20 protein-coding genes are annotated in these 24797 nt (G+C 56.1%); 12 read left to right on the forward strand and 8 right to left on the reverse strand.

Annotation, left to right across the window (positions count from 1 at the left end; translation table 11 throughout):
- Window positions 1-247 precede the first annotated feature (247 nt).
- The 3 genes from IF205_RS04910 (at window position 248) to IF205_RS04920 (ending at window position 3223) form a co-directional block, all read left to right on the forward strand.
- Entirely contained in the window at window positions 248-760 is a 513-nt protein-coding gene (locus IF205_RS04910; protein ID WP_259782177.1) for a TRAP transporter small permease subunit, read from the forward strand.
- Window positions 757-2079, forward strand: a complete 1323-nt coding sequence (locus IF205_RS04915; RefSeq protein ID WP_259782178.1) for a TRAP transporter large permease — start codon at window positions 757-759, stop codon at window positions 2077-2079. The genes IF205_RS04910 and IF205_RS04915 overlap by 4 nt, the downstream gene beginning before the upstream one ends.
- A gap of 91 nt (window positions 2080-2170) precedes the next feature.
- Window positions 2171-3223, forward strand: coding sequence for a TRAP transporter substrate-binding protein (locus tag IF205_RS04920; RefSeq protein ID WP_259782179.1), 1053 nt, complete (start codon window positions 2171-2173; stop codon window positions 3221-3223).
- Window positions 3224-3299: 76 nt separating this feature from the next.
- Here the strand turns inward: IF205_RS04920 and IF205_RS04925 are convergent, their stop codons facing one another.
- The 5 genes from IF205_RS04925 to gstA all read right to left on the reverse strand — a co-directional run bounded on the left by IF205_RS04925 (window position 3300) and on the right by gstA (window position 6654).
- On the reverse strand, window positions 3300-4343 hold the full coding sequence (locus tag IF205_RS04925) for a zinc-dependent alcohol dehydrogenase family protein (RefSeq protein WP_259782180.1): 1044 nt from the start codon (window positions 4341-4343) through the stop codon (window positions 3300-3302).
- 93 nt (window positions 4344-4436) lie between these two features.
- Window positions 4437-5288 (reverse strand): AraC family transcriptional regulator, encoded by an 852-nt coding sequence (locus IF205_RS04930; RefSeq protein WP_259782181.1) that lies wholly within the window; start codon window positions 5286-5288, stop codon window positions 4437-4439.
- 95 nt (window positions 5289-5383) lie between these two features.
- A complete protein-coding gene (locus tag IF205_RS04935; RefSeq protein WP_259782182.1) occupies window positions 5384-5593 on the reverse strand; it encodes a tautomerase family protein in 210 nt (69 codons plus the stop codon).
- Window positions 5581-5988, reverse strand: a complete 408-nt coding sequence (locus IF205_RS04940) for a nuclear transport factor 2 family protein (protein ID WP_259782183.1) — start codon at window positions 5986-5988, stop codon at window positions 5581-5583. The genes IF205_RS04935 and IF205_RS04940 overlap by 13 nt, the downstream gene beginning before the upstream one ends.
- A gap of 57 nt (window positions 5989-6045) precedes the next feature.
- The gene (gstA, locus tag IF205_RS04945) at window positions 6046-6654 is read right to left on the reverse strand and encodes a glutathione transferase GstA (protein WP_259782184.1); all 609 of its coding nucleotides are present in this window, start codon (window positions 6652-6654) and stop codon (window positions 6046-6048) included.
- Window positions 6655-6796: 142 nt separating this feature from the next.
- Between gstA and IF205_RS04950 the strand changes: the two genes are divergently transcribed.
- Entirely contained in the window at window positions 6797-7189 is a 393-nt protein-coding gene (locus IF205_RS04950) for a winged helix-turn-helix transcriptional regulator (RefSeq protein WP_259782185.1), read from the forward strand.
- 13 nt (window positions 7190-7202) lie between these two features.
- On the forward strand, window positions 7203-8267 hold the full coding sequence (locus IF205_RS04955; RefSeq protein ID WP_259782186.1) for a patatin-like phospholipase family protein: 1065 nt from the start codon (window positions 7203-7205) through the stop codon (window positions 8265-8267).
- Between the two features lie 6 nt (window positions 8268-8273).
- On the opposite strand, the gene recQ is transcribed toward IF205_RS04955, so the two are convergent.
- Window positions 8274-10106 (reverse strand): DNA helicase RecQ, encoded by a 1833-nt coding sequence (gene recQ, locus IF205_RS04960; RefSeq protein WP_259782187.1) that lies wholly within the window; start codon window positions 10104-10106, stop codon window positions 8274-8276.
- A gap of 351 nt (window positions 10107-10457) precedes the next feature.
- Between recQ and IF205_RS04965 the strand changes: the two genes are divergently transcribed.
- The 4 genes from IF205_RS04965 (at window position 10458) to IF205_RS04980 (ending at window position 16143) form a co-directional block, all read left to right on the forward strand.
- On the forward strand, window positions 10458-10964 hold the full coding sequence (locus IF205_RS04965) for a PAS domain-containing protein (RefSeq protein ID WP_259782188.1): 507 nt from the start codon (window positions 10458-10460) through the stop codon (window positions 10962-10964).
- A 346-nt stretch (window positions 10965-11310) separates the two neighbouring features.
- Window positions 11311-13245 carry a PrkA family serine protein kinase gene (locus IF205_RS04970; RefSeq protein ID WP_259782189.1) on the forward strand — a complete coding sequence of 645 codons (1935 nt, stop codon included), beginning with the start codon at window positions 11311-11313 and terminating at the stop codon, window positions 13243-13245.
- A gap of 19 nt (window positions 13246-13264) precedes the next feature.
- Window positions 13265-14581 (forward strand): YeaH/YhbH family protein, encoded by a 1317-nt coding sequence (locus IF205_RS04975; RefSeq protein WP_259782190.1) that lies wholly within the window; start codon window positions 13265-13267, stop codon window positions 14579-14581.
- Entirely contained in the window at window positions 14581-16143 is a 1563-nt protein-coding gene (locus IF205_RS04980; protein ID WP_259782191.1) for a SpoVR family protein, read from the forward strand. The genes IF205_RS04975 and IF205_RS04980 overlap by 1 nt, the downstream gene beginning before the upstream one ends.
- Here the strand turns inward: IF205_RS04980 and IF205_RS04985 are convergent.
- Entirely contained in the window at window positions 16101-16265 is a 165-nt protein-coding gene (locus IF205_RS04985; protein WP_259782192.1) for a hypothetical protein, read from the reverse strand. The genes IF205_RS04980 and IF205_RS04985 overlap by 43 nt on opposite strands.
- 145 nt (window positions 16266-16410) lie before the next feature.
- Between IF205_RS04985 and IF205_RS04990 the strand changes: the two genes are divergently transcribed.
- The 3 genes from IF205_RS04990 (at window position 16411) to IF205_RS05000 (ending at window position 23292) form a co-directional block, all read left to right on the forward strand.
- On the forward strand, window positions 16411-21525 hold the full coding sequence (locus IF205_RS04990; RefSeq protein ID WP_259783237.1) for a PAS-domain containing protein: 5115 nt from the start codon (window positions 16411-16413) through the stop codon (window positions 21523-21525).
- Window positions 21526-22134: 609 nt separating this feature from the next.
- Complete coding sequence (locus tag IF205_RS04995; protein ID WP_259782193.1) at window positions 22135-22296, forward strand: hypothetical protein; 162 nt, start codon at window positions 22135-22137, stop codon at window positions 22294-22296.
- A gap of 258 nt (window positions 22297-22554) precedes the next feature.
- Complete coding sequence (locus IF205_RS05000) at window positions 22555-23292, forward strand: DUF6969 family protein (protein ID WP_259782194.1); 738 nt, start codon at window positions 22555-22557, stop codon at window positions 23290-23292.
- 21 nt (window positions 23293-23313) lie between these two features.
- Here the strand turns inward: IF205_RS05000 and IF205_RS05005 are convergent, their stop codons facing one another.
- On the reverse strand, window positions 23314-24654 hold the full coding sequence (locus IF205_RS05005; protein WP_259782195.1) for a globin-coupled sensor protein: 1341 nt from the start codon (window positions 24652-24654) through the stop codon (window positions 23314-23316).
- Window positions 24655-24797 lie beyond the last annotated feature (143 nt).

A 24797-nucleotide genomic window follows, 5' to 3' on the forward strand; every position in this document is an offset into this window, starting at 1 on the left:
ATTAGAGCGATTGGACCGTCAATTGCAATCCGCCATGAGGCCATCAGAAGGCATCCGGTTTGCGGGTTGGACGTAACGTCGCAACGGGACAGGGAAACCTGAACAACGGGGGCTTGGGGGCATCATAACAATCAGTCTGGCAAAGCGGGCCTGTGTTTCATGGGCCGCGGCGTGGCCGGTTCGTCGGTATTCCCGCGCGCCTTAATGGCCGGGACTGCCACAGGGGGTGTAACAAGAGACATGACAAATGCCTAAATTCATTAAGTTATATGTGAAATACGTCGACGCTGTGAACCTGAAGATCGGTCGCGCGGTGATGTATATGATTTTCGTTATGATGGCGGTTCTGCTGTTCTCCTCCATCACGCGCGGTGTATTCGGTGTCTCCTTCCTGTGGATCGTGGAAGTCGCCCAGATGCTGTTGGCAGCCTATTATCTGCTGGGTGGTGGTTATTCCATGCAACTGGATTCCCATGTGCGCATGGACCTGCTCTACAGCCGCTGGTCGCCCAGAACCCGGGCGCGGGTGGATGCGGCTACCTCCGCTTTTTTGATTTTCTATCTGGTTGTCCTGCTGATCGGCGGGATTTCCAGTACTGAATACGCGATTCAATACAACCAAAAGAACTATTCCGCCTGGGCGCCGCCGCTGGCGCCGATCAAGATTGTAATGACGACCGGTATCGCACTCATGCTGCTGCAGGCTTTCTCTATGTTCTTCAAGGATTTGGCGAAAGCCAAAGGGGAGTCTCTCACATGAGTTATGAAATGATTGCCTTGCTGATGTTCGCCTCCATGATGGTGGTGATGTTGAGCGGGCAACGCGTCTTTGGTGCGATTGGTTTTGTCGGTGCGGCAGCTGCCATGATGCTGTGGGGAACAGGCGGTCAGGAAATGCCGTTCAACGCCAGCTTCCAGTTGTTTAACTGGTACCCGCTGCTGACCCTGCCGCTGTTTATCTACATGGGCTATATGCTCTCCGAATCCGGTATTGCCGGTGACCTTTATCATATGTTCCATGTCTGGGCCGGTCCGGTCCGTGGCGGTCTGGCGATCGGTACGATCGGCCTGATGGTGGCGGTTTCCGCCATGAACGGGTTGAGCGTGGCCGGCATGGCGATCGGGGCCAGTATTGCGCTTCCGGAAATGCTGCGGCGTGGCTATGACAAGATCATGGTGACCGGGGTGATCCAGGCGGGCAGTTCGCTTGGCATCCTTGTGCCGCCAAGTGTTGTCCTCGTGCTCTATGGCATGATTGCCCGCCAGCCGGTTGGTCAACTTTGGCTGGCCGGGGTGTTCCCGGGGCTGCTGCTGGCAGGTTTGTTCATCCTCTACATCGTTGTTCGTTGCTGGTTGCAGCCCGAAATGGGTCCGGCCCTGCCGAAGGAAGAGCGCGATGTGAGTTGGGGTGAGAAGCTTGCCCTGTTGAAGGCGGGCATCTTGCCGCTGTTGATTTTCTTCCTGATGACCGGCCTGTTCCTGATGGGCGTGACCAGTCTGGTGGAAAGCTCCGCCGTTGGCGCGGCCTCTGCGACGGCTGCGGCGATCTACAAACGCCGTCTGACCAAGGGGGTTCTGGAAGAAACCATCCGCAAGACCCTGGCCATCAGCTGCATGTTCCTTTGGATCATCCTGGCGGCGCTCTGCTTCGGTGCGGTCTTCGACGGCCTGGGCGCGGTCCATGCGATCAAGTCTCTGTTCCTGGATTCCTGGGGCCTTGGCCCATGGGAAATCCTGATCATGATGCAGCTTTCCTACATTGTCATGGGGATGTTCCTGGACGATACGGCGATGTTGGTCATCGTAGCGCCGCTTTATGTGCCGCTGGTGATCGCATTGGGCTTCGATCCGGTCTGGTATGGCGTGCTCTACACCATCACCTGCCAGATTGCCTACATGACGCCGCCGTTCGGTTACAACCTGTTCCTGATGCGTGCCATGGCGCCGCCGGAAATAACACTGCCGGACATCTACAAATCCATCGTCCCCTTCGTGGCGGTGATGGTGCTGGGCCTGTCCCTGGTGATCATGTTCCCGCAAATCGCCATGTGGCTGCCGGATCAATACTACGGAAAGTAAAGCGAGTTTGCCGCGTCGCCGGATTGCCCGGCGGCGCGGTTTTACCTGGGCGGGTGGGGAGCACCCGAAATTGAACAAGGGAGTTATGATAATGAACAAAAGACGTGAGTTTCTGAAGAAGGCGGGTGTCGCCACGACAGCCGCCGCCGCCACGGCCACGATTGGCGCGCCTTATGTGAAGGCACAAAGCGAAATTCGCTGGCGTCTGCAGACCTATGCAGGTCCGGCCCTGGCGGAACATGTGATCAAACCGGCCATCGACGCCTTCAACACGGTTGCCAAAGGCCAGATGCATATCGAACTGTATCACGCAGACCAGCTTGTCCCGACGGGCGAATTGTTCCGCGCCATGCAGAACGGCACCATCGACGCGGTGCAGAGTGACGACGATTCCATCGCGGCCCCGGTCGATGTCTCCGTCTTTGGCGGTTACTTCCCGTTTGCCAGCCGTTACAGCCTGGATGTGCCGGTGCTGTTCAACCAGTATGGCCTGCGCGAAATCTGGGAAGAAGCGTACAACGAAGTTGAAGGTGTGACCTGGCTGAGCGCCGGTGCATGGGACCCGTGCAACTTTGCAACCCGTGACCCGATCAACAGCCTGGAAGACCTGAAGGGCAAGCGCGTCTTCACCTTCCCGACCGCCGGTCGCTTCCTGTCCCGCTTTGGCGTTGTGCCCGTCACGCTGCCTTGGGAAGACGTGGAAGTTGCCATGCAGACGGGTGAGTTGGACGGTATCGCCTGGTCCGGTATCACCGAGGACTACACCGTTGGTTGGGCCGATGTGACCAGCTACTTCCTGACCAACAACATCTCTGGTGCATGGTGTGGTTCCTTCTTCGCCAACTCCGACCGTTGGGCGGAAGTGCCGGATCACCTGAAAGAACTGTTCAAGCTTTGCATGGACAGCTCCCACTACTATCGCCTGCATTGGTACTGGGGCGGTGAAGCCAAACTGCGTACGCAGGGCAGCAAGATGAAACTGACCACGATTCCCGAGCAGGAATGGAAAACGGTCGAAGACGAAGCACTGAAATTCTGGGATGAGATCGCCCAGCAGAGCGACCGCAGCGCCCGTGTCGTCAAAATCCTGAAGGAATACAAGGAAACGATGGAGAAAGCCGGCGCGCCGTATCGTTACAGCTAAGCCGACCTTCGTGGTTTCCCATAGTGCGAGAGAAACGCCCGTATCCCCCGATACGGGCGTTTTCTTTCTTCTGTGCCTAGAATTCCGTGATGACGGTCACGCCAGTGCCTTCGAAGGAATCCATTGCTGTCAGGGCGTCAACGGACTGCTCCAACGAGATGCGTTTTCCAATCAGCTTTTCCGGCATCAGCTTGCCGGATTGGATCATGGCAAGCATGGCGTCATAACGATGGGCCTGCATGCCGTGGGTTCCCAGGATTTCCAGTTCATGAGCGATCACGCGACCCATGGGGATTGCAGGTGTGCTGTGATCGCCTGCCATCAGGCCGATCTGAACATGTTTTCCGCGCCGCCGCAGGTTGCCGATCGAATTGACACAGGTCTCAGAATGCCCCAGCGCATCGAAGGATACATGCGCGCCGCCGTCTGTGATTTCCTGAACGGCCTCCACAACATTTCCAACCATACCGGCGTTGACCGTGGCAACGGCTCCGAGCGACCGCGCAAGTCCCAGCTTGTCTTCGGCAATATCGACGGCCACCACATTCGCGCCCATTGCGTTGGCGATCATGATGGCGGACAGGCCGACGCCGCCACAGCCATGAACGGCGACCCATTGGCCGGGACCGGTCTTACCCTGATCGACGACGGCGCGGAATGACGTCACAAAGCGGCAGCCCAGGCTGGCGGCAGTGGCGAAATCCATGCTTTCCGGAAGGCGAACAAGGTTCGTGTCGGCATAGTGAATGGAAACATATTCCGCAAAGGAACCCCAATGGGTGAAACCGGGCTGGAACTGGCTGGCGCAAACCTGCTGGTTGCCGGAATGACATTCCGGGCAAGACCCGCAGCCACCCACGAAAGGTACGGTGACGCGGTCGCCTGCCTTCCAGCGGACCACATCCTTGCCAACCTCTGCGACGATGCCTGCCAGTTCGTGACCGGGAACATGTGGAAAGGTATCGATATCGGCGTCATGCCCGCGCCAGCCGTGCCAGTCGCTGCGGCAAACGCCGGTTGCCTCAACCTTGATTACGACACTATGGGGTTCCGGCCTGGGGTCGGCAACATTCTGAATTTTCGGTTTTTCACCAAATGCTTCGTAGACAACAGCTTTCATCCCGGACCCCTTGTCCCTTTCAATTGTTTCCGGGACGCAGGGTACAGGAAAGGGTTTGGCGGACGCCAACCAAAAATGACGTCCGCCGGATAATTACCTGAGCGGCAGGCAGATATCCGTCAGCAGATCGTTTGGTGCGGTGTCGCGGGGACTGTTCAAATATTCCTCAAAGCAGGGGGCGTCGGCCGCTTCGCGACCGGAGGATGTCAGCCATTCTCCATAAAACCATTGATAGGCGGCCTGTATGGCGGCATAGGGACCCTTGTAATGCAGGATGGCATACTCTCCGCCCCTGATGTCTGTGATTTGTGTGTTTGCACCATCCGCGGTTCCGGACGGGCAGACGGCCCCGGCCTTGGACCGCAGATCGGCTTCTGCGACAGAGGAGGGGTCATCGTAGTAAAGGCCAACCATTCGGGTGTCGGGTGTGATCATATTCCGTGCACCAAGCCAGCCGTAAAGCGATTCAAACGCCTTGCCTATTTCCATGTAAGAGCCGCGATGATCCATTGTGATGGCAGTCATCGCAGGTACGGATTTGATTTCCACATCATACATTGCGCCAAGCCTTTCCCGGTCTGTGGATTGAAATTGGGTATGGTTGCCGTACTTCCGATATTGGATGGGTGGCATGCCATAGACGGCCTTGAAGCTGCGGTTAAAGGATTGAACGGTTTTATAGCCGGACCTGTTGGCAATTTCCTCTACCGGCATTGTCGTTCGGGCCAGATCGCCTGCCGCCCGGTTGAGACGCATCCGTTTGACGAAGGCGGCGATGGTTTCGCCGCGAACCGCATGAAAGACCCGATGCCAGTGATAGGGTGACATGCAGGCAACTTCCGCCAGGTGGTTCAGGTCGATATCATCGTCCAGATGGTCGAAGATATAGTCCGTCACCCGGGTCAACCGGTCCTCATAGCTCAACGGTCTTATGCGATTGCTCATCCGTTCCCCGCATTCTTCAAGATGGCGCGGACGCTAGCATAGGTCTTTTTGACAAATCTTGCTGAGTTGAATTTGCCAAAATCCGGAAAACGGCATCAGTCGCCGGAGCCAAGCTTTCTGTAGTCGGTTGTCGGCATGCCCATGATGCCCCAGTTGTCCATATCCACCTCGTCAATCAGCACAAAGGTGGTTTTCGGGTCTTTGCCAAGGACGCGGACCAGCAGGTCTGTCGTGCCCTTGATCAGTTCGGCTTTCTGTTCCTTTGTGACACCCTCACGGGTGACCTTGATATTCACGTAAGGCATTGGGTGAATTCTCCTAATCGGTGGCAATGAGGTCGAAAATGGAAGACCTTGGAGATGATCTGCCAGCGGCCGTCCAGTTTGATGAGTGTCAGAAGGTCGGTGAAATATTTAGGGCCGATGGCGCAATGGGCACGGACTAATGCGGTGACAGGGCCGGCGAATTCTATCGAGACGATTTCATCCCGGCGCGGTTCACCCGTGCTGGCGGGGGAGGGACGCTTGTCGACGATAGGGAAATAATCCGCCATGGTCAGATGCAGTAATTCTCCGTCGCTGGCGCAGGCGTAGATCGCGTCCGGGTGAAAGACCTGTTCAAGCCGGCTGGTGTCACTGTTGTATAAGCCATCGAAATAGGTCTGCATCAGGTTGGTGATTTCCGGATAGTCCTGTGTCATGAGAGCCTCGTCGGCAGGCAGCGGCGCTCTCACCGGAATGAGAGCGCCATGGTTGGGTCAGATCAGGCCTTCGGCCTTCAGGGCCGCCTGTACGGCAGGACGTGCGGCAACGCGTGCCTGGAAGGCGGCAATATGCGGCCACTGGCTTACATCGATACCGTGCATGCCACTCCAGTTGACGACAACGAAGAGATAGCTGTCTGCCACCGAGAACTGGTCCCCGCCCAGATAGTCGCGGCCGTCTTTGAGATCCGCCTCGAAGGTATCCAGCCGCCTGGCAACATTGGCTTTGGCGGTGTCGCGGTCCGCATCGCTGGTGTCCGGCTTGAAAAGCGGGCTGAAAGCCTTGTGCAATTCGGAGGCGACAAAATTCAGATGAGCCTGAAGATGCGTACGCTCCAGCGTGCCGGGCTTGGGCGCGAGGCCTTTTTCCGGATGCTGGTCGGCCAGATATTGAAGGATCGCGGCCCCTTCGGTCAGCACGATATCGCTGTCGAGGCGCAGGGCGGGAACGTAGCCTTTCGGATTGACCTCCAGAAAGTTTTCGCCGCTTTCCGTGACCTTCGCCTTGTTATCCACTTTCTCGATCGTGAAATCGGTGCCGAGTTCCTGCAGCACGATATGGGATGCGAGAGAGCAGGCGCCGGGGCTGTAATAGAGTTTCATGGATTTGAATTCCTTGAATAGGCTGTTGGTGTTGCCCAAAGGATTAAGGAATTATGGTTACCTTTGTAAACCAAGTAACGTTATGTTATGCAATTATCGAGTTACTGTCCGGTAACCTGAAACAGTGAATGGTAGTATGCGTATGGCTTTGAAAATCCGGAAAAACCAAAGTCCCAAGGTGCCCTATAATTGCCCGTTGTCCGAATGCATGTCGGTTCTGGGCGGGGCATGGACTCCCAACATTGTCTGGAGTTTATGCGCAGGACCAAGGCGGTTCAGTGAGTTGCGAACGGATATTCCGGGCGTATCGGCAAAGGTGCTGACTGCCCGGCTGCGGGACCTGGAGATAAAGGGTGTCATTTCGCGCGAAATAAAACCGACATCGCCACCATCCGTAGAGTATGCTTTGACGGAATTGGGACAGGAGTTGATGCCTGTCATAAAATCAATCGTGGAAGTCGGGCATAAATTGAAAAAGGCAAAGCTGGCCGAGGCGGAAGAGTGTTCTGCCGCGGTTGGCTGCCAGGTCGGATAAGCGGAATGATGCGATGGCGATGACGCGGAAGAAGCCGATAAATCTGGCGCTGCAAGGCGGCGGCGCTCACGGGGCGTTCACCTGGGGTGTCCTCGATGCCCTGTTGGAGGATGGCCGCGTCCATGTAGAAGGTATCAGCGGCACATCCGCCGGGGCAATGAACGGGGTGGTTGTCGCCGATGGGCTGATGCGTGGCGGTGAGGACGGGGCGCGACAGGCGCTATCGGACTTCTGGCATGCCGTCAGCGACGCCGGGCGTTTCAGTCCGCTGCAGCGCAGTCTGATCGACATCTTCATGGGAAACTGGAGCCTGGACAACAATCCGGCCTACCTTTTCTTCGATCTGATGAACCGTCTTGCCTCACCCTATGATATGAACCCGTTCGACGTGAATCCCCTGAGGGATATCCTGGACGAATTCGTCGATTTCGAGCGGGTCCGCTCCTGTGACGAGATGAAGATTTTTATCTCTGCCACCAATGTGGAGACGGGGCGGGTCAAGGTCTTCAACCGACGCGAATTGACCCTTGATATGGTCATGGCATCAGCCTGCCTGCCCTTTCTGTTCAAGGCCGTTGAAATTGACGATGTGCCCTATTGGGACGGCGGGTATATGGGGAACCCCGTGTTGTTTCCCTTTTTCCAGACCTGCTCGTCCGAAGATATCCTGATTGTCCAGATCAACCCGATTGAGCGGCCCGGCACGCCGCGCACGGCCCGCGAGATTTTGAACCGGGTGAATGAAATCACCTTCAACGGAAGCCTGATGAAGGAATTGCGTGCGATCGACTTTGTCCGCCGACTGATCGAGGATGGGCGTCTGGACAGAAAGGATTATCGCCGGATCAATCTTCATATGGTGGAGGCCCAGGACGAGATTGCGCCGTTGGGGGCATCATCCAAATTGAATGCGGAATGGACCTTCCTCCGCTATCTCTTCGCGATTGGCCGTGATACGGCGCTCGACTGGCTGGACCGTCATTATGACGACCTGGGACAGCGTTCCACGGTTGATATGCGTGCCCTGTTCCAGGGAACGGAGAATGAGCAGCAAGAGCTTGCGCGTGCGCTTCAGTGATCGTGGCTATTGTGCGCGGATCAATTCAATGAAGGGCGCGCCGAATTTTTCCAGCTTGCTGCGGCCGACACCATAGATGGTGGAGAACTCCGCTTCGTTGGTGGGGCGCTGCAGCGCCATATCGATCAGGCTGCGGTCGCCGAAGACCACATAGGCGGGCAAATTGCGTTCCTTGGCCAGTTCCAGGCGAAGCCTTTTGAGTTCCTGCAGCAGTGCGTGATCCGCTTCCGACAGGTCGATGCTGGATGGTTTGTCGCTGCCAAAGGAAACTTTTGATTTCGACCTGGATGATTTGCCGCCTGCCAAGGTCGGGCGATAACGGAAGACCTCCCGGCCGCTCAGCAGAGCCTTGCCCTTCGGCGCCACCTGCAGCGCGCCATAGCCACCGATGTCGATATCCAGAAATCCTGTGGCGACCAGTTGGCGAAGGATGCTTTTCCACTGTTTGGCGTTCTGGCTTTTCCCGCCTGCGAAACTGGGCAATTGGTCGTGCCGGAAGCGTTTGACCTTTTCGGTTTCCTTGCCGGTGACAAGGTCGACGATATGGCCAGCCCCAAAACTTTCACCGGTTTCCTGAATGGCGGACAGGGCGGCCTCGGCCAGATGGGTGCCATCCTGGGTCATGCCGGGATTGAGGCAGACATCGCATTTGCCGCAGGGTTCGATCGTCTCGTTGAAATAGGCGAGCAGGGCGCGGCGGCGGCATTCGGGTGCCTCGCAATAGGCCAGCAGCGCGTCCAGGCGCTGATGCTCCCGCCGTTTGCGGCCGTCTTCCGCGTCTTCGTTTTCAATGAAGGTCCGGCGCAGGCGTATATCATCCATGCCGTAAAGCATATGGACGGTCGCCTCTTCACCGTCACGACCGGCGCGGCCGATCTCCTGATAATAGGCCTCCGGGCCGCCGGGCAGGTCCGTATGGAAAACAAAGCGGATGTCGGGCTTATCGATGCCCATGCCGAAGGCGATGGTGGCGACCATGATGACGCCGGCCTCGGTCATGAAGCGGTCCTGGTGCTGGCTACGGTCTTCCTGGCTCATGCCCGCGTGATAGGGCAGGGCGAGATGGCCTTCCTCGCAAAGGAACTGGGCGACCTCTTCGGTTTTCTTGCGGGACAGGCAATAGACAATGCCGCTTTGCCCGATCCGTGGCGCGACGAAATCGCCAAGCTGTTTACGCCAGTTCTGTTTTTCCTCCACCGCCAGATGCAGGTTGGGCCGGTCGAAGCCGGTCACGAAAACATCCGCCTCGCCACCGAACAGCTTGTCCTGGATGTGTGTACGCGTGACCGCATCCGCCGTGGCGGTCAGCGCGATGATCGGCGTGTCGGGGAAATAGTCGCGCAGCTTTGAAAGGTCTTCATATTCCGGGCGGAAAGCGGGACCCCATTGTGAAATACAATGGGCCTCGTCGACGGCAAAATAGGTTGGCTTCAACCTGGCGATGGCGGACAGCATCCGGTCGGTCATGAGCCGCTCGGGGGAGAGATAAAGCAGGTCGATCTCACCGGCGGCCACCTGCCGCCATACCGAAACATTGACGTCGCGGCTGACGGCGGAATTGATGCTGGCGGCGCGCACCCCTGACAGGCGCAGGGCCGCAACCTGATTTTCCATCAGGGCGACGAGCGGGGACACGACGACGGTCAGTCCGCCTTTGACCAGGGCAGGCACCTGAAAGCATAGGGATTTACCTGCACCCGTAGGCATGACGGCCAGCACATTGTTGCCCGCCAGCAGGCGCGAGATGACGTCTGCCTGCCCCTTGCGGAAAGACGAATAGCCGAAAGTCTGTTTCAGGACATCAAGGGCGGCTTGATCTACCGGTTGAGAGGCGGTCACGGAAGGGCCTTCGGATTGGTCGGTGGATGAATCATTTTTCGATTGGTGCCTAGACCTATCAATCTTGCCGGGGAATGAGAAGGGCTTTATTACGTGGAAGGGGGAGTTGCGGAAATTCTTATATAAGAAGGCCTCTGGTTTTTTCCGGAAGTAACCCCACAAAAGTAATGGTTGGATTTTCAATTGTTAGCAGGTTAAAAGATGCATGCTTGGCGCACGGCGGGATGCTATGAAACAAGCTGCCAGACAAGGCACATAATAAAGAAATAACTTATCTTAGTAAGGTTTCCGGCAGAATGCGGTTGCGCTATGATGAGGGACAGGGTGCAGGAAAAGAAAGTTAACTCAGCGGTGAGTAAGGATATTCAGGCGGGAGACATTGCTGCGGATCGCAGTGATAATTTCGATTACATCGTCAGGCATTTCCTTCAGGGACCGCATTTCTTTCAATCAAGCGTTGTTCAGTATCTCTATGACTGGTGGCAGGGGTATGAGCCGTCCTTGCCGCAGCGTAAACAGTTCGATCTGGTGGAACATGCGGCGATTGCACCCAATCTGTTCCTGATCAAGGTTTTGGGCGACGGCCGGTTCGAATACCGCATCAATGGTGAAGAAGTCGTGTCGCTGGTCGGCGTCTCGCTGAAGGGTGAGATGATCTCGCCGGATCATCACGATATCGCGATGGCGAACCTGGCCCGCTATTATCAGGAAATCGTTGAAAAGAAACAGGCGCGGGCCTGTACCGGCAATTTGCGCCCTGCGCATATGGACGTGCTGGAATTTGAAACCGTTGACTGCCCCTTGGTCGATAAAAACGGCAATATCACACATATCGTCGGCGCGATTGGCACGAACTGACGGGGCATCCGGCAGTGATGATCGGCTGAATTGGAGGCACGCCCTTGACGGCGTAGCTCTTGTAAATTCTTTTTGAGTTATTACCTGATACTTATGGCATCTTGGCCTGATTTGAAGTATTATTATGTTAACCAAAAATTCATTAATTAATTCTGTGGGGCATTAAGCTTTAGTATTTGCAGCTACACTTAACTCATATTTAACCATCCGGTGATAAAGTTAGGTTAGCTAAGAGCTTGAACATTGTGAATAGGCGGGGGCGGTCGTTTTGCGAGCGCCCCCGCTTTGCGTTTTCAGAAAGCGATTGGGGGTTCACCGGTTTCCGTTTCGAAGGAGGTTGCATCTGATGGAAGATATTCTGGACCTATATGCCGAACACTACAGTCTGGCGCGTGAGGAAGAGATGACGCTCCACGACTATCTGCGAGGCTGCCGCGATGACGCAGGCATGTACGCCAGTGCCGCAGAACGTATGATTGCCGCCGTTGGAGAGCCGGAGCTGGTGGATACGAGCCAGGACACGCGCCTGGGCCGGATATTCCACAACCGGACAATCAAGCGCTATCGCGCCTTTGATGACTTTTATGGCATGGAAGACACGATCGAACGCATCGTGGGTTATTTCCGCTATGCAGCCCAGGGGCTGGAAGAACGCAAGCAGATCCTCTATCTCCTCGGGCCCGTTGGTGGCGGCAAGTCCTCCCTGGCCGAAAAGCTCAAACAGCTGATGGAAAAAGAGCCGATCTATGTCCTGAAGGCAGGCGATCAGATCAGCCCGATTTTTGAATCTCCGCTGGGGATTTTCGACAAGGATCGCATGGGGGCTGTGCTGGCGGAAAAATATGGTATTGCACAGCACCGCCTGACCGGCCTGATGTCTCCCTGGGCGGTCAAACGTCTGGATGAATTCGAAGGCGACATTTCGAAATTCAGCGTGGTCCGGCTGAACCCTTCAAAACTTCGCCAGATTTGCATTTCCAAGGTCGAACCCGGTGATGAAAACAACCAGGATATCTCCACCCTCGTGGGTAAGGTTGATATTCGCAAGCTGGAACATTTCAGCCAGCACGACCCGGATGCCTACAGCTATTCCGGTGGCCTGAACCGCACGACCCAGGGCCTGATGGAATTCGTGGAGATGTTCAAGGCGCCGATCAAGGTGCTGCACCCCATGCTGACCGCGACCCAGGAAGGTAACTATATCGGCACCGAAAGTTTCGGCGCACTGCCTTTCCAGGGGGTTATCCTGGCGCATTCGAATGAGGCGGAATGGCAGCAGTTCAAGAACAACAAGAATAACGAGGCTTTCATTGACCGTGTCTGCATCGTGAAGGTGCCCTATTGCCTGCGCATGACCGAAGAGGCGATGATCTATTCCAAACTGGTTGAAAACAGCGAGTTGAATGAAGCCCCCTGTGCCCCGGAAACCCTCAATATTCTCAGCCGCTTCAGTGTTCTGACACGGTTGAAACCCCATGAGAATTCCAATCTCTATTCCAAGATGCGGGTCTATGATGGCGAAAGCCTCAAGGATACCGATCCGAAAGCCAAGACGGTACAGGAATATCGTGATGCAGCCGGCGTTGACGAGGGCATGGACGGTGTTTCCACCCGTTTCGCCTTCAAGGTGCTCAGCTCCACCTTCAATTACGATACCGAAGAGGTGGCGGCGGACCCTGTGCATCTGATGTATATCCTGGAACAGATGATCAAACGCGAACAGTTCCCGCCGGAACAGGAAAGCACCTATCTTGAATTCATCAAGGAAGAACTGGCGCCGCGTTATGCCGAGTTCATCGGTAATGAAATCCAGAAGGCCTATCTGGAAAGCTATACCGAATACGGTCAGAACGTCTTCGACCGCTATATTTCCTATGCCGATGCCTGGATTGAGGAGCAGGATTACAAGGACCCGGATACGGGACAGCTCTTCAATCGTCAGGTCCTCGATGCGGAACTGTCCAAGATCGAGAAACCGGCGGGCATTTCCAATCCGAAGGATTTCCGGAACGAAGTGGTCAAATTCGCGCTCCGGACACGGGCCAATACCGGGTCGAACCCGGCCTGGACGTCCTATGAGAAACTGCGTGATGTGATCGAAAAGCACATGTTCAGTCAGGTTGAAGACCTGCTGCCGGTGATCAGTTTCGGCACCAAGAAAGACAGCGATACCGAAGGCAAGCACAAGGAGTTTGTCGATCGTATGCAGGACCATGGTTACACCGAACGTCAGGTCCGCCGTCTGGTCGAATGGTATATGCGCGTGAACAAGGCCGGTTAACCCGGAAAGGAGGCCGGTCATGCACCATTTCGTAGACCGACGGCAAAATCCGAAGGGCAAGAGCCTGGGGAACCGTCAAAGGTTCCTCCGGCGTGCCCGGCACCACATCAAGGATATGGTGGACCGGTCGATCAAGGACCGTTCCATGGGCGACCTGGAAAATGGTGAACAGGTCACCATCCCGACCAAGGGGATCAAGGAGCCCCATCTGGTCCACTCTCCCAACGGTGGCAAGCGCGAGCGTATCTTTCCCGGCAATAAGGAATTTGTGGTGGGGGACAGTTTTCCCCGACCCAAACAGGGCGGTGGAAAAGGCCAGGGCAAACAGGCCTCCGAAGATGGCGAAGGCGAGGATGCCTTTACCTTCACCCTGACCCGGGAAGAATTCCTGGAGCTGTTGTTCGAAGATCTGGAACTGCCTGATCTGGTAAAGACCACCTTGAAGGAAACCACAACCGTCAAACAGCGCAAGGCGGGGCTTGCGACGCAAGGGACGCCCGCCAACCTGAACCTGATCCGCACAATGAGAAATTCGCTTGGCCGACGTATTGCGCTCAAGCGGCCCTCGGGTGACGAGGTTGCCGCGCTGGAAGCGGAAATCGCCGAACTGGAGGCCAAGGAAAACCGCACGGCGGGCGAGGCCAAGCGGCTGGAAGAGTTGAAGGAACAATTGGAGGCATTGGAACGGCGCCGGAAGATCGTATCTTTCATCGACCCGGTGGATATCCGCTACAACTCCTTTGTGCCGGAAATCATTCCGAATTCAAAGGCGGTCATGTTCTGCCTGATGGATGTCTCCGGCTCCATGGCGGAACGGGAAAAGGAGCTGGCGAAACGTTTCTTCCTGTTGCTGCACCTGTTTTTGGAACGGCGTTACGAACATACCGAAATCGTTTTTATCCGCCACACCCATTATGCCCAGGAAGTGGATGAGGAAACCTTCTTCTATGGCCGGGAAACCGGCGGCACGGTCGTCAGCACCGCGCTGGAAGAAATGGAGAAGATCGTCAAGGACCGCTATCCGACCGGTGAGTGGAATATCTATGCCGCCCAGGCATCCGATGGCGAGAACCTCAGCCGGGATTCGCTGAAATGCGAACAGCTTCTGGAAGAGCGCCTGATGCCGGTGTGCCAGTTCTATGCCTATGTAGAGATTGTGGAGGAAAGCGAGATGGAAATCCTTGCCTCCGACGAGGCAGGCGGTGAATTGTGGCGCGCCTATCGCGAGGTCCGAAGCCGCTGGCCCAATTTCGACATGCGGCGCATCGCACAGCCCTCCCATATCTATCCGGTTTTCCGTGACTTCTTCAGCAGCAAGAAGGAAGGGGTTCGTTAATGGCAGCGAAAACACGGGCGGTGCAGCCGCTCTTCGACAAACCCGACTGGACCTTCGACATCATGAGTGATGTCTATGACGCGATTGAAAAAATCGCGGTCGAGGATTTGCATCTGGATATATATCCCAACCAGATCGAGGTTATCTCCTCGGAACAGATGCTGGATGCCTATTCGTCGATCGGCTTGCCGCTGATGTATCATCACTGGTCCTTCGGCAAACGCTTTGTCCGCGACGAGACCATGTATCGCAAGGGTCTGGCGGGCCTGGCCTATGAGATCGTCATCAATTCCAATCCCTGCATCAGCTACAACATGGAGGAAAATTCCATGGCGATGCAGACATTGGTGATGGCACATGCCGCCTTTGGCCATAACCATTTCTTCAAGAACAACTATTTGTTCAAACAATGGACCGATGCCGACGGTATCCTGGACTATCTGTCCTTTGCGAAGAATTTCATCACCAAATGTGAAGAACGCTACGGTTTCACGGCAGTGGAGGAAGTGCTCGATGCGGCACATGCCCTGATGGATCATGGGGTTTTCCGCTATCGCCGTCCGCCGCGCCCCTCGCGTGAGGAACAGGAGGCCATGCGGCGGCAACGCGATGAATATGCCGACCAGCAAAGCCTGCTCGACCTTTGGACCGACAGCACGTTAAGCCCCGTGGACGAAAGGGGGGACGAGGTTCGGCGTAAACACAGCCGACGCCAAGATGCCTTGCATCTGCCACAGGAAAACATCCTGTATTTCCTGGAAAAGAACAGTCCGATCCTGGAGCCCTGGCAGCGGGAGATCGTGCGGATCGTACGCTTCCTGTCGCAATATCTCTATCCGCAGAAACAGACCAAGGTGATGAATGAGGGCTGTGCCTGCTTTGTCCATTACTACATCATCAACCGCCTTCACGAATTGGGATTGATTACCGAAGGTGCGCTGATGGAGATGATGCACAGCCATACCAATGTGGTCTTCCAGCCGGAATATGACGACCCGCGTTTTTCAGGGCTCAATCCCTATGCGCTGGGCTTTAACATGATGATGGATATCCGCCGGATATGCGAAGATCCGACCGACGAGGACCGGGAATGGTTCCCGGAATTCGCGGGCAGCGGCGACTGGAACGCCGTGTTGCTGGATGCCTGGGCCAATTATCGGGATGAATCCTTCATACAGCAATTCCTCAGCCCCCATCTGATCCGTCAGTTCAAACTGTTCGTGATTACCGATGACGAACGGGAAGAAGACCTTCACGTTACGCATATCCACAACAAGCGTGGCTATCGGGAAATCAGGAAGATTCTCGCGAAATCATATGATACCGCCAATTTGGAACCGGATATCCAGGTCGTTGATACGGATTTGCGGGGGGACCGCGAACTGAAACTGCGTCATACGGTCCACAATGGTATTCTTCTGGATCAGAAGAACCGGGACGAGGCCCTGAAACATCTCAAATATCTCTGGGGTTATGAAGTGACCCTGGACGGGGTATCCGCCGATACCGGTGACGTTCTTTATTCCGCGTCGACGGTACCGAAAGAGACCGAGTCCGCGTAGCCGGCGCCCGGTTCCAGGGCGATCTCACCAAAAAGCTCACCATGCACTGTATTCTGCGGCATGATCGCTTTGGGCGGTATGTCCTCTTCGATGATGGATTTGGACAGGACTTGATGCGCCATCGTTGGATTTCGTTAATATTTGAGCCGTAATATAGGATTGGCGCCTACAGGGGCAGATGGGGACGCGGCGTCAGGATATAGTTACTGACGACTGAGGGATATAGGGTTGCGGCGTGCGCGGAAAGCTCCTCTGCTTGCATTGACAGTGTCGATGGTCGTCGTGCTGGGCATAACCTTGTTCGTTGACCGCAGCATGGAGGAACGGGGGACCAGGTTCAATCAATGGGCCCTGACGAACATTCTTGATGCACGGGCGGCTGCCCTGGTTGCGCATCTCGACGGGCTGCGCGAGGAAACGAAACTCCTATCCCAAAATGCAACCGTTCTGGATGCGATGGGGGCCTTCAATGCCGCTTTCGACGCGACAAGTGAAGACAGCCGCTTTCAATTGCGCCGCAGCTATATCAGTGAAAATCCAAAATCTCCTCACCGGCGCTATCTTCTGGATGATGATGGCCGCGATACGCCCTACAGTCATGTGCATCGCCGCTATCATCCGGCCATTCATACGCTGACCTCACCGCGCGGTTTGTATGATGCATTCCTGGTGAACCCTGACGGGGACGTTGTCTACAGCGTTCTGAAGGAACAGGATTTCGGCACGAATCTGATGACGGGGCCTTGGCGGGACACGGGGCTGGCCCGTGTGTTCCGGACCATATTGGCAAATCCTGATGACGATAGTGTTCATTTCGAGGACTACAGTCTCTATCGCCCCAGTGCCGGTGATCCTGCGGCCTTTATCGCCGTACCGTTGCATCGTACCGACAATGGTGCGTTTCTCGGTGTTTTGGCGCTGCAGCTTCCGCAAGCGCCGATCCAGAATATTCTTCAGGCCGGGTTCAAAAGCGAAAAGGAAGGGAATGTCTACCTGATTGGTCCCGATTATCTGCTACGCAGTGACATGCTGGACCGGGAATGGGGGATGATGTTGCGCTCCAAGCGGGAGCACAAGGGGATTGTAAAGGCCCAGAAGGGGGAAACCGTCATCCTGAATGACATTACGGTTTTCGGGAAACCAGGGTATGGAGGCTATAGGCCGATCGATTTCCTCGGCGTGCGATATGTCCTGGCTCTGGAAATACCGGTCAGCAGTTTTGAGCACCAGGACTGGACGACAATCATCTGGATTGCCACGCTGATGATCGCGGCGTCTATTGCCTTCGCATTTTTCCTGTGGCGGCGGGAAAGTGCAATTGCCCGGAGGACCAATGCGCTCAAGGCTTTTGTGGAAGATGCGCCCGATGCAGGTGATATCCTTGGGCAGGATGACGAATTCGACGGTCTCGCCCGGGCCATTGCAAAGTACCACGACCAGTCGCAGAACCTTCTCCAGGCTGAGCAGGAATATGTCAGCCTGTTCGAGGCCTTCGGGTTTGGCACCTATCGCAGGTCGACTGACGGGCGTTTGCTTCAGGTGAACGAGACCCTGGCGAAAATCTACGGGTATCAATCCGCTGAAGAAATGATCTGGTCCGCGCAGTCCGGCTTCTGGGAACGTTACGCCGACAGTCGCCCGGACAGCCACAGCTATACCGTTTGGGATGAAAGTCCGGATGGCGCCCGCGTGGAGGCAAAGGCCCTGCGCAAGGACGGAAGTGAAATCTGGATTTCGGAAAATTATAAATCCATCCGGAACCCGAACGGCGATATCGTCTTTTACGAAGGCGTGGTCTCCGATATCACGCAGCGCTATCAGATTGAAGCCGACATACGCAAGGCGCGGCGCGAACTGGCTGAAACCACCAGGCGTCTCCAGACGGCGCTGAACACGATGCCGATTGGCCTGATCATGCTCGACAAGGATCTGAATATCCTGTTGGTCAATGAACTGGTCGCCGACTATTACGGGCTTCCGAAAGAGATTATGCGTGCTGGTGAGCCGTTGCGTAATTCCGTCAAATATCTGGTGGAAGCGGGTTATCTCACAGGTGTCGATGTTGACGAAGAATTCGAGCGCTTGAAGGTTCTCTATACCTCCGGCAAGCCGTTCCGTTTCGAGCGGGAACTGCAGCGCGGCAGATTTATGGAGGTCAATGGCAACCCCCTCGAAGAAGGCGGTGTCGTGTTGAATATCGTCGACGTGACCGAGATTCGCCGGGCCGAACAGGTCGTGAAGCGGGCGCGGCAGCGGCTTTTGGATGCCATCGAGGCGATCAATGACGCCTTCACTATCTGGGACAGCAATGAAGGATTGGTGGTTTTCAACAGCCGCCTGCTGGCTCTGCAACCGGAACTGAAAGGTGTCGTGCGGACCGGCATGTCTTTCGAGGAGTTTCTGGACGCGCTCATTCAGTTCCGGCTGGAGGGCCAGGATCAAAGCGATGTCAATCAGTGGCGGAACAAGCAGCTTGAATTGTTCCGAAAAGGCGGCGTGGTTGAAATTCAGCGCGGCAACGGCGCATGGCATCACCAGTCCTATGTTGCAACAAAGGATGGCGGCAGGGTCGGCGTGCGCAGCGACATTACCCAGCGCCGGACCTGGGAGGAAACCCTGGTCCAGTCCGAGCAAAAATTCCGCCACCTGATCGAAGGGTCTGTGCTGGGGGTCTTGATCTGTACGCCTGAGGGCAAGCCGCTCTACGTGAACCGCGCTATTGCGACGATATTCGGTTTCGATAAACCCGACGGTATGATGGCTGTTGATCCGGTTAGTACCCTGATTGATGAACGGGACCGCTCGGCCCTGATTTCACGCGGCTTCGATATTGCCAATGGTCTCGCGGCGGAAGAACGGGCCAGATATCGGGGGATCGGCCATGATGGTCGGTTGGTCTGGCTTGATATGGCGGTTCAGCGCATAGACTGGCAGGGGCAGGTGGCGCTTCAATGCACCTGTTCCGATATCACCAAGCAGGTGATGATCGAACATGAGATTCAACAACAGTCCTCAACCTTCCAGAAGGCTGTCGACGGGATGCCGCAGGGGGTTGCGGTCTTCGATCCGGACGGGAAGGTCCGGCTTGTCAATGACAGGGCGCTGGAACTGGTGGACCTGAGCAGGGACGATGTGGTGACCGGCGGGTCCTTCCGCAATCTGCTGATCACTGCGGACAGGCTCGGAACCGAGCGTTACTGGCCGACGGTCAAGGATTTACGGGAAATCCTGCAAGAGGATGAGTCCTTTTCCTATGAGCGGCAGATCAAGGATGACAAGATTCTGGAAATCCGGGGCAACAGGCTGCCGGATAACGGGTTGGTTATAACGCTGGTCGATATCACGGAACGCAAGCGTTTCGAGGAAGAGATACAGCGCGCGCGCATGGAGGCGGATGCCGCCAACGCAGCTAAATCGCAATTTCTGGCGGTGATGAGCCATGAAATCAGGACGCCAATGAATGGCGTTATGGCCATGTCTGAACTGATGGCGCAAACACCGCTGACGGCAGAACAGCAGAATATCGCATCGGTCATTCAGGAATCCGCTTCCGTGCTGCTGGATATCATCAACGATATCCTGGATTTCTCGAAAATCGAGGCGGATAAACTGCACCTGGAGGAGGTTGAATTCTCGCTGGTCGATCTGGTGGAACATGTGCCGATGCCCATGTCGACGCGGGCCTATGAAAAGGGGCTGGAGATTATCTGTTTTGTCGACCCGGCCCTGCCGGACCATATGGTCGGGGACCCGACGAGACTGCGGCAGATATTGGTCAATCTGCTGAGTAACGCGATTAAATTCACAGAACGCGGCCATGTGGCCATCAAGGTGACCAAGGGTGCGGAAGAAGACGATAAATGCACAATCCGATTTGAGGTGGAGGATACCGGCGTCGGTATCGATTTGAGCAGGGCGGATGGTCTCTTCGAACCGTTCCAGCAGTTGGATGGGTCGACGGCCCGCGAGTTCGGCGGAACGGGGCTTGGGCTGGCAATCTCAAAACGTCTGGCGGATGCAATGCAGGGAACTCTCGCGGTCGAAAGTACGTTGGGCAAAGGGGCGACATTTGTTCTTGAGCTGCCGCTGACGGCCTTGCCGGAACGTCGCCAAACTGAAGAAATCAGTCTCGATGGGTTCCGTCTGTTGGTCATTGCGCCGGACGCCGGGCTGGGGCGCGTGTTGCAGGTCTACGGTGCTTACTACGGGGCTGTGGTTGATACTGTAACGACTGTAGAGGAGGCCGAAGAGACTATGGCCTCTAAAGCAGAAGGAGAGGGCTGTATCTATGATCTGGTCGTTATGGATGACCGTGTGCCCGGCGAGGATAACCTTGCCTGGGGCGCGCTAATGCTGGCGCGCTACCCGGATTTAAGGCTTTTGCTGATGACTGGTTTCCTGGATGTGGAGCGGCGTAATAGTGCGCTGCAAGCCGGTTTTTCCCAATGTTTGAGCAAGCCGGTTACGCGCAAGGCCTATCGCGATGCAGCTGCGGTTGCCCTTGGTGTAATCGAAGCCGGGGATGTCGAGCGGCCCCGCGGTGCCGGGGAGGCGGCCGTCTATGAGCCTCCGCCTCGTGATATTGCGGAAGACAGGGGCTGCCTGATCCTTGTTGTCGAGGACAATCCGACCAACCGGGAGGTCATGCGACGCCAGATGGACCGCCTGGGCCTGGCTATTGATATGGCGGATAACGGGGGGTCGGCCTTGGAAAAAATGGCCGTGCATGATTATGGGATGGTGCTGACCGATTGTCATATGCCGGTCATGGATGGTTATGAGCTTGTCCGGAAAATTCGGGAGAAGGAAAAGAAAACAGCAACGCATCTTCCCGTCGTCGCGCTGACGGCGGATGCGCTGGTTGGGACGGCGCAGGCCTGTCTGGAGGCGGGAATGGATGAATATTTGTCCAAGCCGGTCCAGTTGGCAGAGCTTGAGGCGGTTGTGCGGCGTTGCCTGCCCGGGGCAATGGAGCTGCGTGACGATTTCAGGGTAGCGCAGCCTGGAATCGAACAAGGCGGGGGCGGCAAATCCGTCATGCCTGTATTGCCGGATGACACTTTTGATCCGGGGCCGCTTGAGATGGCTTTCGGCAGCATCAATGACGAGGCGAGGCGTTTCGCACAGGATTTCCTGGCCACCTTGCCCGGTCACTTCCAGGCGATCCAGCATTCGATGGCGCAGGGGGATTTTCAGGCGGTTCGGGAGGCAGCCCATGCCCTGAAGGGGGCCTCAGGTTCCATTGGTGCGCGTGGCCTCAGTCATCTGAGTGCGGATATCGAGGGGGCTGCCAAGGAACGGGATTTTGACAGGGTACATCAACTTGTGCCCGAGTTGAGCCGTCACTCACAGGCATTGGACACGGTTATTGCAGGACTATAGGAATGGCGGCCCCTGGGGGCCGCCAGAGGGAAAAGCCTAGTTTGCAGCGCATGGATTGCATGGGTTTTTGGCCGCGCACGGGTTGCACGGGTTCTTTGCAGCGCACGGGTTGCAAGGGTTACAGGGATTGGCGGCTTTTTTCTTCACCGCACAGGGGTTGCATGGGTTGCACGGGTTTTTGGCGGCTGCGCAGGGATTGCAAGGATTGCAGCCGGTCGCAACCTGAATGCCGACGGTGCTGTGGCTGACGGCGTCGGCATTGCCGGTAATCGGCTGACTGGTGGCTGATGCCAGCGCGATGGAAGCCCCTGTCGATACGCCTGCGCCGATTACCATCGCCATGACAGTGCTGGAAAGCAGTTTATTCTTATGTGATTTCACGGTTTCACTCCTAGACAAATTGGGAAACAGTCATGCGGTTTTCGAAGAACATCCGTTGAGGGCAACCAGCGGATGTCGTTCCTGTTTCTTATGGGCACAGACTGTCGCCAACCGATTTTGAAATCGAATAAAGTCGGCTCAATTGAATGTGAGTTGCTGTGACGTGACGGAAAGTGTCGGAATCCCTATTTGAAGAAATAGGTGCCGGGATTGTCGGCGGTTGAATGAATGCCGCGTGACAGGATGAAAGGACTTGTGGTTGTTGTGACTGGTGATGTGGCATGGTTTCCCGAAGCCGAAGGCGGCTCGCAATGGCGTGAGCGCAGGCGGCTGATGGGGCGAATGGACGCTGGCCTGCCGGGCGATTTCGATTTGATCCGATGCGATTAAACAGTCATGATCACGGACCGTTCGACATTGGACATGCCGGTTGCGCTCTGGAAGGCATTGATTTCCCTGTGGGGTGATGGATATGGTGCGTCGGTTGTATGAATGGATCGTGACCCGGGCCGGTTGGGGAAGACATAACGTCAAAGGTGGCTCGAGGGTTAAAAAAACAAATAAATATTCTGATCGGCCTTGGACCGGTCAGGCAGTTGGATGGTTAGGCATAGTGAAGTTGGCGAGCAAGTGTAAAGGAACACACGCATGCCATTTGGTGACATGTTGACGGTAAACGATCGGTACTGGGCCGACCTCACCCCGGCTGATCTGGAAATGATGGTGGCTGCCGGGGAAGATATCCTGGAATGCTATCGGGTGTTGACGAAGGTCGGCGGCAATGTGGTCGGCGAGATCCTGCGCCATGAAGGCACCTTCTACGAGTGGGATCATTATCCGACCGGGGACGTCTACGACAAAGACACCCATGCGCAATATTACTACCATGCCCATCGTGGGGTGGAAAACGAGCACGGCCATTTTCACACCTTCCTGCGGCGCAAGGGGATGCCGAAGGGGATCGAGCCTGCGCCCTATTCCGGTGACGCGGACGTGCCGGATGGAGAAGATGTCATCACCCATTTCGCCGCGATCTCAATGGACAAGCAGGGGTACCCGACACATCTGTTTACCACCAACCGCTGGGTAACCGGCGAAAACTGGTTCAAGGCGGAAGATGTGAAGGCGATGCTGGACTATTTCCTGATTGACCATGCCTGGCCGTCATGGCCCGCCAATCGTTGGATTTCCGCGATGATGAGCCTGTTCCGGCCCCAGATTTTCGCCCTGCTGGATGCGCGTGACCTCAAGATCGGTGACTGGACGGCGATGCATCCCAACGTGGATGTCTATGAAGACCGTGATCTGGAGATCACCTCGATCACAGCCATTTCCGTGGATGAACAGCTTGCGCGGGCCAGACAGGAGCTTGCCGCCCGTCAGTAACACTGCCCCCGGTTGGGCCGCTCAGGTCAGGTCGGCCAAAAACCGCTGGGCTGCTTCGTGCAGGCTTTTCGTGGCATCCGACAGATTTCCCGCCTGTTGGCTCAATTCTTCGGAAGACTGACGGGTATCACCCGCCATGGTGTTGACGGTGCCCAGGTCCTGGCTGATGCGGCCGGTGCCGTCCACGGCGCCTTCGATGTTGGTCTGGATCTGGCTGGTGGCGCTGTCCTGCTGATGGACGGCGGTGGCGATGACGGCGGTGTTCTCGCTTATCTCACGGATGGTGCGGCTGATTTCCTGGATGGCGTCTACGGTTTTGCCCGTTACATCCTGAATATTGGAGACCTGGGTTGCAATTTCGTCCGTTGCGCTGGCGGTCTGGTTCGCCAGGTTCTTCACTTCGTTGGCAACCACGGCGAAACCCTTGCCAGCCTCACCGGCGCGGGCGGCTTCAATCGTGGCGTTCAGGGCCAGCAGATTGGTCTGTTCTGCGATTTCCGTGATCAGTTTTACCACTTCGCCAATCCGGTCGGTTGCCTCGGCCAGTGAATGCACATGGACATCGGTCCGTTCGGCCTCCGTCACGGCGCGTTCCGCAATTGTGGCGGAGATGGAAACCGTGCGGCCGATTTCGCTGATGGAGGATGAAAGCTGGCTGACCGCGGCAGAGATGCTGCTGATATTGTTGGCGACTTCATTGGCGGTTTCGACGGACCGGCCGCTTTGCCGGTTGGTCTTTTCCGCCACCTCCATCATCGTGGCGGAAACGGGATTGATGCTGGATACAATGTCGCTGATCTGTGTGATTTCATCCTGCATGTCGGTTTCAAACCGTTGGCGCAGGGTAACCAGGGCCTCGTTGCGGCGTTCGACGGCGGATTCTTCTGCCTGGGCGAAATAGACCGACAGCCGCAGGTTCAGATCAAAAAAGACGAGCCGCGTGATGCTGTCCAACACATGAGACAGGGCCTTGGGTCGCAGGCGGAAACTGCGTATCGCGAGCGCCTGAAGCTCTGTCTGCAGGAAGGCGTAGTTGCCCATCAGCCAGCGTGGGCGCAGCCCGTTGCGCGATTGCTGGCGGCCGATTTCCTGACAGCGTTTGTAATAGGCTTCATTCAGGTTGCCGGAAAACAGGTCCAGCCAATGCGCCCTTGTCTGTTTTTGAAAGCTTCCGGAGGCAACGTCGTCTTTCGATACGTCTTTCAGGCCGTCTATTGTCTGGGTGTGCCGGGCAAGCCGGTCGAGAATACCGTCGATATTGGCCTGCAGGACGGGGTGGAACCGTTTTGCGCCTTCGAGTGTCCTGTCGTCGATCCCCTGTGACCGCAAACGGTCCGCCAGCTCTGCGCCGGATGTCGTCATTATGAAGCCCCTGTAGATTTTATCTTTTGTTAGCGACCTTTTTATCCGGCCCTTGATACACAATTAGGGGAGGTCTGTACGTGATGCAAGTTCTTCTGTTGCTAATGAAATGGCAAAGAAAAAGGCCCGGAGCGGTGAAGCCC

Source organism: Aestuariispira ectoiniformans (genome assembly GCF_025136295.1).
Taxonomy (GTDB): Bacteria; Pseudomonadota; Alphaproteobacteria; order UBA8366; family Aestuariispiraceae; genus Aestuariispira_A; species Aestuariispira_A ectoiniformans.